The organism is Paraflavitalea devenefica (assembly GCF_011759375.1).
Lineage (GTDB): Bacteria > Bacteroidota > Bacteroidia > Chitinophagales > Chitinophagaceae > Paraflavitalea > Paraflavitalea devenefica.
On record NZ_JAARML010000001.1, the window covers coordinates 877,279 to 894,285 of the forward strand.

Sequence of the window (17,007 nt, forward strand, 5' to 3'; positions counted from 1 at the left end):
AACAAGATGCTCATTAACTAATTAGTTGCTGCCACCGAGACCGCCGCCGCCGCTGTTGACGCGCTTGTTCTCGTCTTCGAGGCCGGTTTTACGCTGGCGGGCCGCTTTTACTTCATTACTACCAAAGCGGTAAGTAAAGTTGATCTTGAACTGACGGCTTTCCCAGTTGCCATTGGCCCTGGTATATTGGCGACCATACTCACTGGTCCCTTTCCACTTCATGGTCTTGAACATATCGCTTACGGCTATTTTCACGGTTCCCTTGTTCTTCAACACTGTTTTGGATAAGCCACCATCGAGACCACCCATGCCGATGCTTTTAAAAGTACCCTGCCAGATGGAAGGAGCAGTATAGAATCCACTCAATTCACCGGTCCAGCCTTTGCCAAAGCGGAAGGTCTGCTGGGCGTATACGTTGAAAGAGAATACGTCGAGGTCTATTTTACCCATCGGACCTTTATCGGCTTTATATTTAGAGTAGAAAGTGTTGACGTTGGCAAACACACTGTACCATTTGTACTGGAAGGGATAACTGATGTTAAGGCTCACGATATCCTGGGTAGCCAGGTTATCCGAAGTGATATAACCTTTTGATTTTTCAGTAACGCCCAGTATCTGGGAAAAGATGTCTTTTACGTGACTATAGTTCAGGGTAGTGGTGAGCGTGTATTTGTATACATGCGTGATCCCGAAACTATTGGTGTACTGCGGCATGAGGCGGGTATTACCCTTCTGGTACGTGTACTCATCGAGCCTGAACTCAAAAGGATTCAGGTTCTGATAAGCCGGACGGTCAATACGACGGCTGTAAGACAGGGTCCACTGGCTCATTGGCTTCTTGTTGAAGGTAATGGCCGCACTGGGGAAGAGGTCGGTATAGTTACGCTCGAAAGTAGAATCATAAACTACATACTCATCCGTGTCATCATCCCAGGTGAACCCGGTTGAATGCCCTTTGGCATTGGTATTTTCGGCCCGTACACCAACCTGTACCATAAATCCTTTAAAGGGCCTGTTATAGTTTACGTACAGCGCATTGATGTTTTCTTTGTAATCGAAATCATTGCTGCGGTCTTTATCCAGTTCTTTACCGGTATTCAGCACATTGTAGGTAGCAAAATCATTGGCTGTTTGTACATAAGAGAATTTACCACCAACACCGAGACGGCCTTTTTTGAAGTTTTGCTCGTAATCGGTTTTAAACGTGTACAGGTCTATATCAGACGGCGACACCATGTTGTAGATACGCTGTGTTAATACAGCTGTTTCTGCAGCATTGTAATAGGTGTTGGGCTGCATCTGATCGTTCTTAATACGGTACAGGCCATAGTCTGCATCCATGGTCAGCTCCCTGCCGGATGTATCAGCATAGCGATAGTTGAGGTTAAAGTTGCCATTATCCCTTTTACCACTGCTGGTATTGTTGGCTACCAATATCCTGTCTACGGTGTTGGTTGGCATATGGCTGATGGGGGTACGGCTGTAGTTATTAAAACCATTTTCATTCAGGTTACCATTGATCATAACACCAAGGGTGCTTCTTTTGGAAAGCGACATATCGGCGCCTACCTTGAATGCATGGGTTTCGTTGTTCGAGGTCATTCTTGTAGCGCCATTAAAGAGGGTATCTTTAATTCCATCATATGGTTCTACTTCCACTGCCCGGTACAACCACATATTCATCCTGTTATCGCTCTTGTTGTAGTTATAATTACCATACACGTTCAGGAACTTATTCCGGTTGTTCAAAGAAATACCGGCATTGTATTTGGGCAAAGCGCCAATGGCATAGCCTGCATTTACCGAACCGTTGGTACCATAAGATTTATTCTTTTTGAGCCTTATGTTGATAATACCGGCATTGCCCGCTGCATCGTATTTAGCCGAAGGGTTGGTAATGATCTCAATGGCTTCTATGGAAGAAGACTGAATGGTTTTGAGGTAATCGGAGAGGTCCTTACCTGATAAGGGAGTAGGGCGGCCGTCAATGTATACCTGCACACCATTTTTACCACTCAGGCTGAGGTTATCGTCTTTATCCACCAATACACCGGGTGATTTGCGCAGGAGTTCCAGGGCATCCTGGCCTACAGCATTCACGCTGCCTTCCACATTGAGGATGGTTTTATCAGCTTTTACCTCTATCACCGGTTTGCGGTAGGCAACTGTTACTTCCTTGAGGTTGCCGGCTGCTTTGGCCAAAGAAAAGTCAGGGCCTTTGGCATCACCGCTACCGCTATATTCGAAAGAAGGAGAGTTTTTGGGTTGATGGCCTACGAAAGAGGCATTTACAAAATACTGTCCGGAAGCGATACCTGTGAAACTGTACTGACCTGAAGCGTTGGTGACACCCAATTTAACAGTGGAGGAATCTTTTACATTTTTGAGTGCTATAGAAGCACCGGATAGGCTTTTTCCTTGTTCATCCTTGACATTTCCCGTAATATTCTGCGCCTGGGTGATGGCAGCACATAGTAGTAGGGATAAAGTCAATAAGGTCAACTTTCTCATGGCTAATTTATTTTCAAATTTGGTCGGCAAAGCTACCAGCATGTTACACTTTCATGACAATCTATACATCAGCGGCAAAAATCGCCCACCAGTGGCAAAGGGTGTTTGAACATTATTTCCTGAATTGGGATTATTAATCAACAAGATGTCAGAAAAAGCCTCTGACGGACTATATCCGACATCCGGTTTTCCTGGCCTCATCCCAGTGCCTTCCTCCCATCATCCTGGGGTCATCCTAGGGTCATCTTAGGGTTTTCCTGGGGTTTTCCTAGGGTTTAAACCTTAGGAAGACCTTATGATAACCCTACCTAAACCTGAAGATGATAGGATAATGATAGGACAATTGTGCTACCCTTCACCTTGTCTGGGGCCGGGTATCGTTTTTGAAATATTATCCCCTTTACACGCATTGTTTCATCCTTAAAATATTTTTTTATGGCAACGTTAAGTGGGAAAAGAGTAGCCATCCTTACTGAAAATGGCTTTGAGGAAGTGGAACTGACCAGCCCTAAAAAAGCGCTGGAAGAAGCAGGCGCTCAGGTAGATATCGTATCGCCACAAAAAGAAAAGGTGAAAGGCTGGGACCATGACCACTGGTCTATTGACCTGCCGGTAGACGTATCCGTGGAAAAAGCTAAGGTGGAAGACTATGACGCGCTGATGATACCCGGTGGTGTTATTAACCCCGATCAGATGCGTACCAATAAACATTGTGTGGAATTTGCCCAACAATTCCTCGAAGCAGGTAAACCGGTGGCAGCCATTTGCCATGGCCCGCAGCTACTGATCGAAACAGGTATGATAGATGGCCGTAATATGACTTCGTACCTATCCATCAAGACCGACCTGCAAAATGCCGGGGTGATCTGGGCAGATAAAGAGGTAGTGACAGACAATGGCCTTGTTACCAGCAGAAGCCCGAAAGACCTGGAAGCATTTAATAAAAAGATGATTGAAGAGATCAGGGAAGGCCTGCACTCCCCTGCAGCCTATACACCGGGACCGGCGCATTGATTTTTTATGTGTATGATCACTCACAGGACCTGAGCCATAGTTAGACCCAACTATGGCTTTCCTGCTTTTATAACTCAAGCCTTACATCATCATAGTAGGTCTTGATCCGCTTATTTACAAATATTCCCGCTGAGCCGCCCGACTTGATGAGTGTTACAAATTCATCCCATATTTCAGGTTCCACTTTCAGGTAATGATATACTTTACCACCGGTAAATTCCACTTCCAGTACTTCGGATACAGGAGAATAGTTGAGCGATACAGTGGTTTCAGAAGAAGGTGTATATATTTTGTTTCTATTGGTAAGTCGTTTGCGTCGCATAGGTATTTAATTTTCTGTTGTGTTTTTCCAAGTTCGTATTACTTCATAACCCATCCCTCTTTGTTATCAGATTTCACATAATAATAATCGTTAAATAATCCCAATATCAGTAATGTAATTGGCAGCCAGTTTTTTATTATATAGGTAACCATGTATGTTGCTTTTGCCTGTATAATAACCGTAAAAATTTGGTGCCGTGCAGCCTGAGCTATGATTTATAGATTTTTTAGGATTTCGCGGAGAAAGCGGGCCGCATTTTATCATGATTGAATGGTTGAAGTGTAACCTGCTGGCACAAGATTTAAGCAGTTCCTCTAAAACCAGCAATTATGGACGGCAAACAACTTTGTGAAGTGTATATTAATGAGATCAGGGCCGAATCTACTGCCACCAGGAAATGCCTTGAAAGAATACCGGAAAGTGTTTATCAATTCAAGCCGCATGAGAAGTCCATGGAAATGGGCTACCTGACCTTATTGGTAGCTGAAATACCCAAATGGATCCGGGATATGATCGAAGATTCCATTATTGACTTTGCCACCTACAAACATTTCCAGTTAAGCACCACCGATACACTGCTGGCCCATTACGACGAAAACCTGGCAGGCGCCATTCGCTCCCTGTCTGGCATTACAGCAGAGAGTTTACAAAAGCCTTTCGAACTTAAAAACGGCGGACAGTTATTGTTCCGTGCTCCCAAACTGGAAAGTATCGGCTCCACCATTAATCACTGGGTGCATCATCGTGGTCAGTTGACGGTCTATATGCGCCTGAATGATATAGCAGTGCCCTCCATCTATGGGCCTTCAGCCGATGAAAAGGGATATTAGCGATAGCAGTTTACATATTCCGGCGATACTGTCCCCCCACCTGGTACAGGGCATTGGTAATTTGGCCCAAGGAACAGTATTTTACTGTTTCCATTAATTCAGTAAAAAGGTTGCCGTTGTTGATAGCCACATTCTTTAGCCTGTTGAGCATTTCATCCCGTTTCGCTTCATTCCGTTTTTGAAATGCCTGCAGGTTCTGTATTTGCTGCTCTTTTTCTTCCGTGGTACTGCGTATGACTTCCTGTGGAATAATGGTAGGACTTCCTTTTTTATTGAGGAAAGTATTGACACCTACTATGGGCAACTCGCCACTATGTTTGAGGCTTTCATAATACAGGCTTTCTTCCTGTATTTTATTACGCTGGTACATGCGTTCCATCGCCCCCAGCACGCCTCCACGATCGGTAATACGGTCAAACTCCGTCAGTACTGCCTCTTCTACCAGGTCGGTCAGTTCTTCAATGAGGAAGGAGCCCTGTATAAAATTCTCTGTTTTGGCAGTGCCCAGTTCACGATTGATGATGAGCTGGATAGCCATCGCCCGGCGCACACTTTCTTCCGTAGGCGTGGTAATGGCTTCATCATAGGCATTTGTATGCAGGCTGTTGCAATTGTCATAAATAGCATACAAGGCCTGCAGGGTGGTGCGTATATCGTTGAAGTCTATTTCCTGTGCGTGTAAACTTCTGCCTGATGTCTGAATATGGTATTTCAATTTCTGGGAACGGTCATTACCCTTGTATTTATCCTTCATGGCTTTGGCCCAGATACGCCTGGCCACGCGGCCAATAACACTGTACTCCGCATCCATGCCATTACTGAAGAAGAAGGACAGGTTGGGTGCAAAATCATCAATGTGCATGCCCCGGCTGAGATAATATTCTACATAAGTGAATCCATTGGCCAATGTAAAAGCCAATTGAGTGATAGGGTTGGCGCCGGCTTCGGCAATGTGATAACCGCTGATGCTGACGCTATAGAAGTTACGTACTTTCTGTTCAATAAAATATTGCTGCACATCGCCCATGAGCTTCAGGGCAAATTCAGTGCTGAAGATACAGGTATTCTGCGCCTGGTCTTCTTTGAGGATATCGGCCTGTACCGTACCCCGCACCTGTGATAAGGCTTCTGCTTTTATTTTCGCGTACACATCAGTCGGCAGTACTTCATCGCCGCTTAGCCCCAGCAGTTTCAATCCCAACCCGCTATTGCCCTCGGGCAGGCGCTCGGGAGAAGAAGGGTTATAGTAAACCGGTTTGGGCAGACTCTTAAATTTATCAGCTATCTTTTTACTGACCGCATCCCACTGTCCATTGGCCTCCATCCATTTCTCACATTGCTGGTCTATGGCTGCATTCATAAAGAAAGCGAGCAGGATAGGAGCAGGACCGTTGATGGTCATGCTCACGGATGTTTTTGGATCGCAAAGATCAAAACCACTGTACAACTTCTTGGCATCATCTACCGTAGCAATGCTTACGCCACTGTTGCCTACTTTACCATAAATATCGGGACGGTGGGCCGGGTCTTCACCATAGAGGGTCACGCTGTCAAAAGCGGTTGACAATCGTTTGGCCGGCTGATCAACCGATACATAGTGAAACCGTTTATTGGTACGTTCGGGGCCGCCTTCTCCGGCAAACATGCGGGTAGGATCTTCTCCTTGTCTTTTCAGTTCAAATACACCGGCTGTATAAGGGAATTCACCGGGTAGGTTCTCCTGCAACTGCCAGCGCAGGATATCACCCCAGTCTTTGTATTTAGGCAGTACTACCTTGGGAATGCGGGTGCCACTGAGTGTTTTAGTAGTAAGCGGTTGTTTGATCACTTTATCCCGTACCTGGTATTCAAAATAGTCGCCCTGGTATTTTTTTACTTCTGCCGGCCACTGATCAATAAGTTGCTTGCAGGCAGGATTGAGTTTGGCTTCGAAGTTCTTTTTGAGTTGTTCCAGGTCAGCCGCATAAGTCGCCTCTTTGCCACCAGCTTCAATAACACCTTGTATTTGGTATAACCTGGAGGCAATGGCACATTGTTCCTGTACCCAGGCATCATAGCCACGGCTGGCTTCGGCTATCTCTGATAAATAACGGACCCTTTTAGGCGGGATGATCTGGCTTTTGGTGCTGGTATCTTTGGTATGCCGGTGCAATTCAATAGCGCCAAATTCAACACCGGTCTTCTTCTTTAAGGCCACCATCAGTTTTTCAAACAACTCATTTACGCCGGCATCATTAAACTGTGCGGCAATGGTGCCAATAACCGGTACCTCTTCATCTTTTGCCATGAAGAGATTATGGTTACGCTTGTATTGCTTGCGCACATCATGCAAGGCGTCGAGCGCGCCTGCTTTATCAAACTTATTGATGCAGATCACATCCGCATAATCCAGCATATTGATCTTTTCCAACTGGGAGGCCGCACCGTATTCCGGCGTCATCACATATAGGCTCACATCGCAATAATCGAGGATACTGACGTCGCTTTGTCCTACGCCGGCGCTTTCAAGGATAATAAAATCAAAGCCGGCAGTCTTACAGATATTCACCGCATCCTGTACATACTTACTCAATGCCACATCGCTTTCTCGGGTAGCCAGGGAGCGCATATAGGCGCGGGGAGAATGGATGCTGTTCATGCGGATACGATCGCCCAGCAAAGCGCCACCGGTTTTCTTGCGCGAAGGGTCAACAGAAATAACAGCAATGGTTTTATCAGTAAACGCATTCAGGTAGCGGCGTACAATTTCATCGGTAACAGATGATTTACCGGCGCCGCCGGTGCCAGTGATGCCTAAAACTGGCGGGTTCGCCGTTGCGGGTGTAGCAACTTCTCCGTTATTGTTTTTACTGTTCTCTACATTAGAAATACTCCTGGCTATACGCCGGATATCTTTCCACTCACCCAGCTTAAGCTCCGTATTGAAATTGGTGGGATTGCCATTGACAGGGAAATCACACAGTTTTATTACTTCTTCTATCATCCCTTCAAGGCCCAGCTTCCTGCCATCATCGGGACTATAGATCTTGGTGATGCCGTAGTGGTGCAGCTCTTCTATTTCCTGGGGCAGGATGGTGCCTCCACCACCACCGAATATTTTAATGTGTCCGCAGCCATTCTCCTCCAGCAGGTCCTTCATGTACTTGAAGAATTCTACGTGCCCGCCCTGGTAGCTCGTAATGGCAATACCCTGGGCATCTTCTTCAATGGCACATTCTACGATCTCAGCCACGGAACGGTTATGACCAAGGTGAATGATCTCAGCGCCTTTGGCCTGCATAATGCGGCGCATAATATTGATAGCAGCATCGTGCCCGTCAAACAGGGAGGCTGCTGTTACAATGCGAACTGTGTTATTGGTGAAGCTCATATCAATGGTAGTAATTGCGATCCAGGGGCGAAGTTAAATCAAAAAGCTAATGAGTGTTAGCTTTTCATAATTTGGTTTCCTAAACGGTTAAAAAGGAGTAGCTTAGGCGTATAAATGATACTTGCCCATGGTTATAGATGCACACGTCCATTTCTGGAAGTTCGACAAGCAAAGAGATGCCTGGATCACCGATGATATGAAGGTCCTGCAACAGGATTACCTGCCGGAACACCTGGCATCCACCCTGAAAAGAAATGGCGTGGATGGCGTAGTAGCCGTACAAGCCAGTCAGGAAGAAGTAGAAACAAGGTTCCTGGCAGAGCTGGCCAAAACCCACCCTATTATCAAGGGTGTGGTGGGATGGATTGACCTGCAGGCCGATAATATTACTGAACGCCTGGCACATTTTACCCAGTATACCAGCATCAGGGGCTACCGCCATGTAGTACAGGCAGAGCCGGATGACTTTCTGTTACGGCCCAATTTCCAGCGTGGCGTACGGGCCTTGCAGTCGTACAACTATACGTATGATGTATTGATCTATCATAGCCAGTTGAAGCCGGCTATTGAATTTGTATCGAAGTTTCCCGATCAAAAACTGATTATAGACCACTGTGCCAAACCCGATATCAGGCATAAGAAGATAGATGAATGGAAGGTGCTGATGAAGGAGATAGCACAACAGCCAAATGTGTATTGTAAACTATCCGGACTGTTTACAGAAGCAGCCTGGAAAACCTGGAGCGCGGCTGAATTTTATCCTTACCTCGATGTGGTGTTTGAAGCATTTGGTACCGATCGCCTCGTATTTGGCAGCGACTGGCCGGTGATACTGGTGAGTGGCATTTATGTGCAGTGGAAGAGCCTGTTGGAGAAATACATGGAGCGTTTCCAGGAGGAGGAGAAGGAGAAAGTGTTTGGGTTGAATGCGGTGAGGTTCTATGATCTGTAGCTGTGTGTTTTGCGAAAATCTTTTACCATGTCAATACGATTGCTTTGTTGCCGGTGCCTGCTATGTATTGTATTGATCTTTCCAAAGTATATGCAGGGGCAAGACCCCTGGAAGGTGAGTGCTGCGAATATTAATCCGGCCGATTATTATGGTATCACAGTAGCCAATGGCATGATCGGCGTAGTATCATCGCCGGAACCTTTCAAAGTAAAAGATGTAGTGCTGGCCGGGGCGTATGACCTGTATGGCAGGGGGCGGGTAAGTAATTTCCTGCGCAGCTTTAACCTGCTGAATATGTACCTGGATATTGACGGCCAGCGGTTAGGCAGCAAGGGAGTTTCGAATAGGAGGCAGGAGCTCGATCTGCGGCATGCCGGCTTTACCACCTCTTTTGATTATGGCGATAAGGCTTCCATTTCTTACACGTATTATTCTTTACGGCATTTACCTTTTACGGTATTGATGGACATCACGGTGATCGCGAAGCAAAACATTACATTAGGCGCGGCCAGTGTAATGGAAGCGCCGGATGCTTTAAAGGACGTACAGAATTATTATAATGAAATAGACCGGCCGCATGTGGTAGTCAGTCTGCTCACTTCTACCGCGCAAAGTCCTACCGGCAAACTGCAACTATGCGCCTCCAATACCTTCCTGTTTACTGAGCCACATGGACAGGAACCCCGGGTGATCCATGAGATGTGGGATAACAATATGCACCTGATGAAATTCAGCCGCACTTTACAAGCCGGCCAGTCCTACCGGTTCTCCATTGCCGGCAGTTCTATTACTTCCGCACATCATGATGATCCGCTGAATGAAGCAGAACGGCTTACCATCTTTGCACGGTTGGAAGGAAGGGATCGCCTGCTGCAATTCCACCACAAAGCCTGGGACGATCTGTGGAAGAGCGATATTACCATTGAAGGCGACCCGCAAAGTCAACAGGATGTACACAGCATGTTGTACCACCTCTATTCTTTCAGCCGTGCCGGAACAGCTTTATCTCCTTCACCGATGGGGTTAAGTGGCCTGGGTTACAATGGACATGTATTCTGGGATACAGAATTATGGATGTACCCGGCTTTGCTGGTGCTGCATCCTGAAATCGCCCGGTCCATGGTAGAATACCGCTTCCAGCGCCTCGAAGCAGCCAGGCGCAATGCTTTTGCCCATGGCTATAAGGGCGCCATGTTTCCCTGGGAAAGTGCCGGCACCGGTGTGGAAGAAACACCGGTATGGGCATTGAGCGGGCCGTTTGAACATCATATTACAGCCGATGTAGCCATTGCCGCCTGGAATTATTATGCAGTAACACAGGATAAAAACTGGCTGCGTACCACAGGCTGGCCACTGCTTTCGGCCACGGCCGACTTTTGGGCAAGCCGCGTAGAGCGTAATGGTCCCGGCCGGTATGATATCAAAAATGTAGTGGCTGCCGATGAATGGGCGGAGAATGTAGACAACAACGCATTTACCAATGCAGCCGCCAAAGCCAACCTGCAATATGCCACAGAAGCCGCCAAAATATTGGGGCTTACGCCCGACGCTGACTGGATGCAGGTGGCCGCGAATATCCCTATTTTAAAGATGGAAGATGGCGTTACCAGAGAGCATGCTGCTTATAAGGGAGAGGGCATTAAGCAGGCTGATGTGAATTTACTGGCCTATCCACTTAAAGAGATCACTGATCCCCAACAGGTCCGCAAAGACCTGACCTATTATGAAACCCGCATTCCTGACCAGGGCACACCGGCTATGACCCAGGCTGTTTTTGCCCTGCTGTATGCAAGGCTGGGCGATGGAGAAAAAGCTTACACCGTTTTCAAAGAGGCGTACCTGCCCAATCTTAATCCGCCTTTCCGGGTCATTGCAGAAACGAAAGGAGGCACCAATCCTTACTTCGCTACAGGCGCCGGCGGTATGATCCAGTGCATGCTGATGGGCTTTGGCGGACTGGATATTACACCCAAAGGCATCATCCAGGTAAAGTCAAAATTGCCTGCACAGTGGAAACGCCTCACTATTACAGGAGTAGGCATGGAAAAGAAAACATTTGTAGTCAGGTAAGCTCCAGGCCATTGCTCCGATAGCTGTTCACACACAAATAATTTATTTATTCTATTAGTAAATTTCTTATATTGTGTATACAGAACACTAATGACTGCTTTGAAAAGAATTGCTGCCATACTACTACTGGGAATCCTTTTCTTCAATTGGTTCGGCTACCGCATCCTGGCCGATTTACTACAACAACGAGCTGATATTGAACTGGAAGCACGTCTTGACCAGGCTGATTATGATGAGTCGAGCCTGATTGAATTGCGGGTTACCCTAAACCTGCCCTATCAAACCAACTGGACCGGTTTCGAGCGGGTAGATGGAGAAATAGAGATTAATGGTATCCATTATAAATATGTAAAACGCAAGGTGGAAGAGGGGCAACTGGTTTTACTATGCCTGCCCAATGAGGAAAAGATGCGCCTGCAAACAGCCCGTGATGATTTTTTCAAACTGGTCAACGACCTGCAACATCCCTCCCAGAATAAGAAATCTGACAACCATTCCTTTTCCTTTAATAGTTTCTCTACAGAATACTGGTCGCAGAAAAATGACTGGTATTTCACCGCGCTATCAGATGAGCCATTGCATTACCGCAATGCGAATGACATCCTGAAAACGGGCTGCTATACTTCCACGCCCGGGCAACCTCCTGAGGCCTGAGGGGATCGCCTTTTCCCCTGGGGCAGCATTATGCCCCGAAACCGCATTTCACTTTTATTAGTACGGCGTTTATTTTTTGACGTCCTGGTATTTCACGTTGGAGGTTTCATGTCTTACGTGCAATATCCGGCCATTCACAATTATCCGTTTCTTTCATGCGCAAGATCATCCATGCCATTATAGTGCTGACGATAGCAGCATCCTGTAACCGTGCGAATGATTACCAACAGGTATTACATGACCCAAGCCTGTACAGCCACCTCACCGGACAAGTAACAGAGATCATGACCTTCAACATATTTACGCCGCCGGTGGCCAGCAGGGTATATGCTTATGCACACCTGGCAGCGTATGAAGTGACGGCAAAGGGCGACAGCAATTATGCTTCACTCGAAGGACAGTTGAAGGGTTTACAAAATATTCCTGCCCCCGGACCCGGCAAGCTGATTGATTATCCATATGCATCCATGATCGCTTTTATGGAAGTGGGCAAAACACTCACTTTTTCCAATGCCACTATGGACAGCATTGTTAACTCGCTCAAGCTGCTGGCCAAAGAGCATGGCATGCCCGACTCAATGGAAGCGCATTCAACAGCTTATGGCCTCAGCGTGGCCAAAGCAATACTAGCCTGGAGCAAGAAAGACAACTATGCCCAAACCCGGTCGGCAGCCAAATACACCGTACCTGAAGAAGAAGGGAAATGGATACCTACCCCGCCGGCCTATATCCAGGCTGTAGAACCGCACTGGCGTACTATTCGCACCATTGCCATAGACAGCGCCAGCCAGTTTGCCCCACCGCCTCCTGTTCCTTTCAGTAAAGATTCCACCAGCGAATTTTACAACTGGGCAAAGCAGGTATATGATACCGTAAATAACCTTACCGATGAACAAAAAGCCATTGCCAGCTTTTGGGATTGTAATGGGTTTAAAGTAAACATTGTTGGCCATGCCATGTTTGCCACCAAGGCCATGACACCGGGTGGCCACTGGATGGGCATTGTAGGCATTATTTGCAAAGACAAAAAAACTGATTTCGCCAAAACGGTACAAACCTATGCTACCGTTTCATTCGCATTGATGGATGCTTTTATTTCCTGCTGGGATGCCAAATTTAACTGGAACCTGATACGACCCGAATCAGTCATCAACCAATACATTGATCCCAACTGGAAACCCTTTTTACAAACCCCTCCTTTCCCTGAATATACCAGCGGTCACTCAGAGATATCCAGCGCTGCCGCCACCGTACTGGAACATTTATATGGTACGGCGATAGCTTTCCGTGATTCTACAGAACGCGCCTGGGGCTGGCCCGACCGCCATTTTCAATCCGTACGGCAAGCCGCTGATGAAGCGGGCCTCAGCCGCTTTTATGGGGGCATCCATTACAGGCGCTCTATAGAAGTAGCCAGAGACCAGGGCATCCGGCTTGGCAATTATGTAATGACCAAACTGCAAACCGACAAGCAGCAAACCAAACTTGCTGCCCAATAACAACCAATAACACCTGTAAATTTTTAACACACTGCGTATGAGAAAGTTTCTTGCCATTTTGATGATCGTATTGATGATTGCTCCTGAGCGTACGAATGCACAAGGCTGCGTAGCCATTCGCAGCACCGGAGCTATGTGTATGAAGCCGGATGCTACTGCTGATGCCCACAAAGGATGGCAGCTCAATACCTCTTACCGTTACTTCCGGTCATTCCGCCACTTTGTAGGAACAGAAGAGCAAAAAGAAAGATTGGAGCATAATACCGAGGTGATCAACTGGCAGCATAGCCTGGACCTGGCACTGGTGCGTCATTTCAACAGCCGCTGGTCATTGGCCATGAACATGCCCATCATTTCCAATGTACGCTCCTCACTGTATGAGCATGGTGGTAATAATGCCGGCAAAAATGCCCGCAATAAAACACGTTCTTTTGGAGTAGGGGATATCCGGTTCACCGGTTATTACTGGCTGCTTGATCCCGCCAAATCGCGTAAGGGGAATATACAGGTGGGACTTGGTATTAAACTGCCCACCGGTGATTATAAATACCAGGATTTCTTTGTGAAGAATGATAGTACAAAGATATTGGGACCGGTAGACCAGTCCATACAATTGGGCGACGGTGGTACCGGGTTCACCACAGAAGTCAATGCCTACTATAATTTTTCAGAGAACATCGGTGTGTATGGCAACTTCTATTACCTCTTCAATCCCAGGGAACAGAATGGGGTATCTACCGCCCGCGGTGGCACACCCTCGGCTACTGCCATCACTTACGGCAGCAGCGTGATGAGCGTTCCCGATCAATACATGGCCAGGGCCGGCGTCATTGCATCACTGGATGGGATCAGCTTTTCGGCCGGCGCACGCATGGAATGTGTTCCCTCAACAGACCTGATCGGTGGCAGCAGCGGCTTCAGAAGGCCGGGATATGTGCTCTCTGTAGAACCAGGCCTCGCTTATCAATTTAAAAAATTCGGCGCCTTTGCTACCGTACCCATAGCCCTGAAACGCGACCGCACCCAAAGTTATGCCGACAAACAAAGAACAAGGATAACCGGCGTGTATGCACAGGGGGATGCCGCCTTTGCCGATTACTCTATTAACATAGGATGTTCTTTCAAGCTGTAAGTATTACAGCCAACCATTACTTAACTGCTTAAACCATTGTATGAACTGCCTGAACTATTACAAGCGCATCTGTATCATTGTTGGCTGCCTGGCATTGCTATATACGCCGGCCAGGTCGCAAACGGATATAGATGGGATCATGATGACGAAAAATAATTTCTGTACCGGCCTTATGTATGGGTACAGTAGCTGGACAGATTATTGGGAAGGTACTTTGAAACGGGATAATGAAAACCTCGGCAGGGTATCTACCCAAATGATCGGGATAATGGGTAATTATGGCATTACCGATAAGCTCAATGTACTGTTCAGTTTGCCTTATGTTTCCACCAAAGCTTCTGCAGGTACCCTGCATGGTCTGGAAGGTGTGCAGGACCTGAGCCTGTACATAAAATGGATGGTCATCAGCAAGGGTGATTTTTCGGCGTATGCCATTGGCGGTTATTCTTTCCCGGTTTCCAATTATACAGCAGATTTCTTACCGTTGTCTATCGGTTTGCGCAGCCGTAATATCTACCTGCGCGCCATGGCCGATCAACAGTTCGGCCGCTTTTTCGTGACTGGCTCCGGCACCTATGTGCAACGCAGCAATATTAAGATTGACCGCACGGCCTATTATACCACAGAAATGCACCTTACCAATGAGGTAGAGATGCCCGATGCCGCAGCCTTCAATCTGAGAGGCGGTTACCGGCATGGCAACCTTATTGCCGAAGCGGTTGTGGACAACTGGACCACACTGGGAGGATTTGATATTAGCCGCAACAATATGCCCTTCCCGAGCAATGAGATGAATGCCACGAGGCTGGGCGTCAATTTCAAATATGAACTGGCCGCTGTACCCGGCCTTTCTTTCATTGGTGGCGGCAATTATACGATTGCCGGCAGGAATGTGGGACAGGCTACCAGTGTGAATGGCGGTATATTTTACATCATCAATTTCAAAGGCAGGAAGTCATCTGTCAAACCTTCATCTCCCAAAACTAACTGACATGAAAAAGCTGTTATTCTTCCCTATTGTTATAATAGCTGTTGGTATTATCATACCACTCTCCTGTTCCAAGGATGTGGATGGCAGAACGGATAACCTGCCACCCTTACAACCAGCCAAAACAGATATTGATGGCGGCGCCTGGAAACCCATCCTGCTTACTACGGCAGGAGAGATTGCGGTACCGGTACCGGCCGCTGTTACCACACCGGATTACATTGCCCAGATCAATGAGATCAAAACCTGGCAGGCCGATCTTACCGATCGGGAAAAAGACCTGGTAAAATACTGGAGTGCAGGCGCTGTGCTTCGCTGGAATGAGATCCTGCGCGAACTGGTAGCCAAACACAACCTGCCGCCTTATCAAAATGAAGATGGCACTTACCCGGTTCCCAATGCCAATAACCCATTGGCTTATCCGCAATTTCCCTTTGCCAACCCGCCTTTTGCATCCCGGGCGTATGCTTATGTGAGCGCCGCCCAATACGATGCACTGGTAGCGGCCTGGCATTATAAAAAACTGTATAACCGCCCGGCGCCTTATAAAACAGATGCCACATTGAAAGTGCTGATACCGCAAAGCGACCTGCCATCGTACCCTTCAGAGGATGCAGTAGTAGCCGGTGCTGCCGTGGAAATGATGAAGCTGTTGTTTCCCGGCGACCAGGATTTTATACAGCAAAAAGCCGAAGAGCACAAACGGGCCCGCATTATCGCAGGCGCCAACGTGCGTAGTGATATAGAAGCCGGTGAAGCGCTTGGCAGGGCAGTAGCACAAAAGTTTGTGACCCGTGCCAGGGGCGACAGGGCCGGTGTTGCAGGCGGCAACCAGGCCTACTGGACCCAACTGGAAACAGATTGCATTGCCAAAGGAGAAACGCCCTGGTATAGCCTGGAAACGCCCAAACGCCCTCCTATGCTGCCCATCTTTGGGAAAGTAAAGGCTTTCCTCTTCGATTCACTCACTTGTATTGCGCTGCGCCCCGGACCACCGCCATTAACCGGCAGCGACAAAATGAAGGAAGAAACAAAAGAGATCTATGAATATGTAAACAATCCCACCCGTGAACGTATACGCATTGTTCATTTCTGGGCCGATGGGGTAGGTACCTATACCCCTGCCGGGCATTGGGATGCCATTGCCGCGGAAGACTTTATTAAAAAGAACTACAGTGAGCTGCGCTGGGCCCGCAATATGGCCTTGCTGAATATGTCGTTGATGGACGCCGCCATTGTATGCTGGGATACCAAGTTCTATTATTTTAATCCCCGCCCCTCCCAGTTGGACCCACGGATAAAAACGCTCACCGGCGTTCCCAATTTCCCGGCCTATATATCCGGCCACTCCACTTTCAGCGGGGCAGCCGCAGCCATCCTGGCGCACATCGTGCCTGAAAAAGCAACTGCTTATAATGACATGGCGAAGGAAGCATCCCTGTCGCGCATGTATGGTGGTATCCACTACCGGGCCGATTGTGAAGTGGGCCTGCAGGTAGGTAAAAACGTAGGGAACTATGCTGTAGAGCGCGCCAAAACAGATGGTGCAGGTGATTAAACTTTGTATTCAACCAACAATACTTCGTCTTTAGTCTATAGTAGTTATAAATGGCACCGCCCCCGTTTTCACGGGGGCGCATTTTTATGTGGCAGATATTATGCTTA

General features: G+C 47.6%; 12 protein-coding genes. 9 read left to right on the forward strand and 3 right to left on the reverse strand.

All coding sequences use genetic code 11. From position 1 onward, the window contains the following. Positions 1-21: 21 nt before the first annotated feature. Positions 22-2,511, reverse strand: a complete 2,490-nt coding sequence (locus tag HB364_RS03495; protein ID WP_167286499.1) for an outer membrane beta-barrel protein — start codon at positions 2,509-2,511, stop codon at positions 22-24. Positions 2,512-2,946: 435 nt separating this feature from the next. Between HB364_RS03495 and HB364_RS03500 the strand changes: the two genes are divergently transcribed. Further along, entirely contained in the window at positions 2,947-3,525 is a 579-nt protein-coding gene (locus tag HB364_RS03500) for a type 1 glutamine amidotransferase domain-containing protein (RefSeq protein WP_167286500.1), read from the forward strand. 67 nt (positions 3,526-3,592) lie between these two features. Here HB364_RS03500 and HB364_RS03505 read toward each other — a convergent pair whose 3' ends face one another. Then, positions 3,593-3,847 (reverse strand): KTSC domain-containing protein, encoded by a 255-nt coding sequence (locus HB364_RS03505; RefSeq protein WP_167286501.1) that lies wholly within the window; start codon positions 3,845-3,847, stop codon positions 3,593-3,595. A gap of 329 nt (positions 3,848-4,176) precedes the next feature. Between HB364_RS03505 and HB364_RS03510 the strand changes: the two genes are divergently transcribed. Beyond that, entirely contained in the window at positions 4,177-4,677 is a 501-nt protein-coding gene (locus HB364_RS03510) for a DinB family protein (RefSeq protein ID WP_167286502.1), read from the forward strand. Between the two features lie 10 nt (positions 4,678-4,687). Here HB364_RS03510 and HB364_RS03515 read toward each other — a convergent pair whose 3' ends face one another. Then, positions 4,688-8,047, reverse strand: coding sequence for a methylmalonyl-CoA mutase family protein (locus HB364_RS03515; protein WP_167286503.1), 3,360 nt, complete (start codon positions 8,045-8,047; stop codon positions 4,688-4,690). 127 nt (positions 8,048-8,174) lie between these two features. Between HB364_RS03515 and HB364_RS03520 the strand changes: the two genes are divergently transcribed. From HB364_RS03520 to HB364_RS03550, 7 genes are all read left to right on the forward strand, one after another. Beyond that, positions 8,175-8,999 carry an amidohydrolase family protein gene (locus tag HB364_RS03520; RefSeq protein WP_167286504.1) on the forward strand — a complete coding sequence of 275 codons (825 nt, stop codon included), beginning with the start codon at positions 8,175-8,177 and terminating at the stop codon, positions 8,997-8,999. A gap of 27 nt (positions 9,000-9,026) precedes the next feature. Next, entirely contained in the window at positions 9,027-11,069 is a 2,043-nt protein-coding gene (locus HB364_RS03525) for a glycosyl hydrolase family 95 catalytic domain-containing protein (RefSeq protein WP_246228305.1), read from the forward strand. Between the two features lie 99 nt (positions 11,070-11,168). After that, complete coding sequence (locus HB364_RS03530; protein ID WP_167286505.1) at positions 11,169-11,723, forward strand: hypothetical protein; 555 nt, start codon at positions 11,169-11,171, stop codon at positions 11,721-11,723. 155 nt (positions 11,724-11,878) lie between these two features. Further along, positions 11,879-13,222, forward strand: coding sequence for a vanadium-dependent haloperoxidase (locus tag HB364_RS03535; protein WP_167286506.1), 1,344 nt, complete (start codon positions 11,879-11,881; stop codon positions 13,220-13,222). 37 nt (positions 13,223-13,259) lie between these two features. Beyond that, on the forward strand, positions 13,260-14,354 hold the full coding sequence (locus tag HB364_RS03540) for a transporter (protein ID WP_167286507.1): 1,095 nt from the start codon (positions 13,260-13,262) through the stop codon (positions 14,352-14,354). A 40-nt stretch (positions 14,355-14,394) separates the two neighbouring features. Further along, a complete protein-coding gene (locus HB364_RS03545) occupies positions 14,395-15,345 on the forward strand; it encodes a hypothetical protein (RefSeq protein WP_167286508.1) in 951 nt (316 codons plus the stop codon). Position 15,346: 1 nt separating this feature from the next. Then, a complete protein-coding gene (locus HB364_RS03550) occupies positions 15,347-16,900 on the forward strand; it encodes a phosphatase PAP2 family protein (protein WP_167286509.1) in 1,554 nt (517 codons plus the stop codon). Positions 16,901-17,007 lie beyond the last annotated feature (107 nt).

Excerpts from the sequence above, each read along its gene's own strand:
- HB364_RS03495 (WP_167286499.1), bottom strand. The coding sequence starts at position 2,511 with ATGAGAAAGTTGACCTTATTGACTTTATCCCTACTACTATGTGCTGCC.
- HB364_RS03500 (WP_167286500.1), top strand. The coding sequence starts at position 2,947 with ATGGCAACGTTAAGTGGGAAAAGAGTAGCCATCCTTACTGAAAATGGC.
- HB364_RS03505 (WP_167286501.1), bottom strand. The coding sequence starts at position 3,847 with ATGCGACGCAAACGACTTACCAATAGAAACAAAATATATACACCTTCT.
- HB364_RS03510 (WP_167286502.1), top strand. The coding sequence starts at position 4,177 with ATGGACGGCAAACAACTTTGTGAAGTGTATATTAATGAGATCAGGGCC.
- HB364_RS03515 (WP_167286503.1), bottom strand. The coding sequence starts at position 8,047 with ATGAGCTTCACCAATAACACAGTTCGCATTGTAACAGCAGCCTCCCTG.
- HB364_RS03520 (WP_167286504.1), top strand. The coding sequence starts at position 8,175 with ATGGTTATAGATGCACACGTCCATTTCTGGAAGTTCGACAAGCAAAGA.
- HB364_RS03525 (WP_246228305.1), top strand. The coding sequence starts at position 9,027 with ATGTCAATACGATTGCTTTGTTGCCGGTGCCTGCTATGTATTGTATTG.
- HB364_RS03535 (WP_167286506.1), top strand. The coding sequence starts at position 11,879 with ATGCGCAAGATCATCCATGCCATTATAGTGCTGACGATAGCAGCATCC.
- HB364_RS03540 (WP_167286507.1), top strand. The coding sequence starts at position 13,260 with ATGAGAAAGTTTCTTGCCATTTTGATGATCGTATTGATGATTGCTCCT.
- HB364_RS03545 (WP_167286508.1), top strand. The coding sequence starts at position 14,395 with ATGAACTGCCTGAACTATTACAAGCGCATCTGTATCATTGTTGGCTGC.
- HB364_RS03550 (WP_167286509.1), top strand. The coding sequence starts at position 15,347 with ATGAAAAAGCTGTTATTCTTCCCTATTGTTATAATAGCTGTTGGTATT.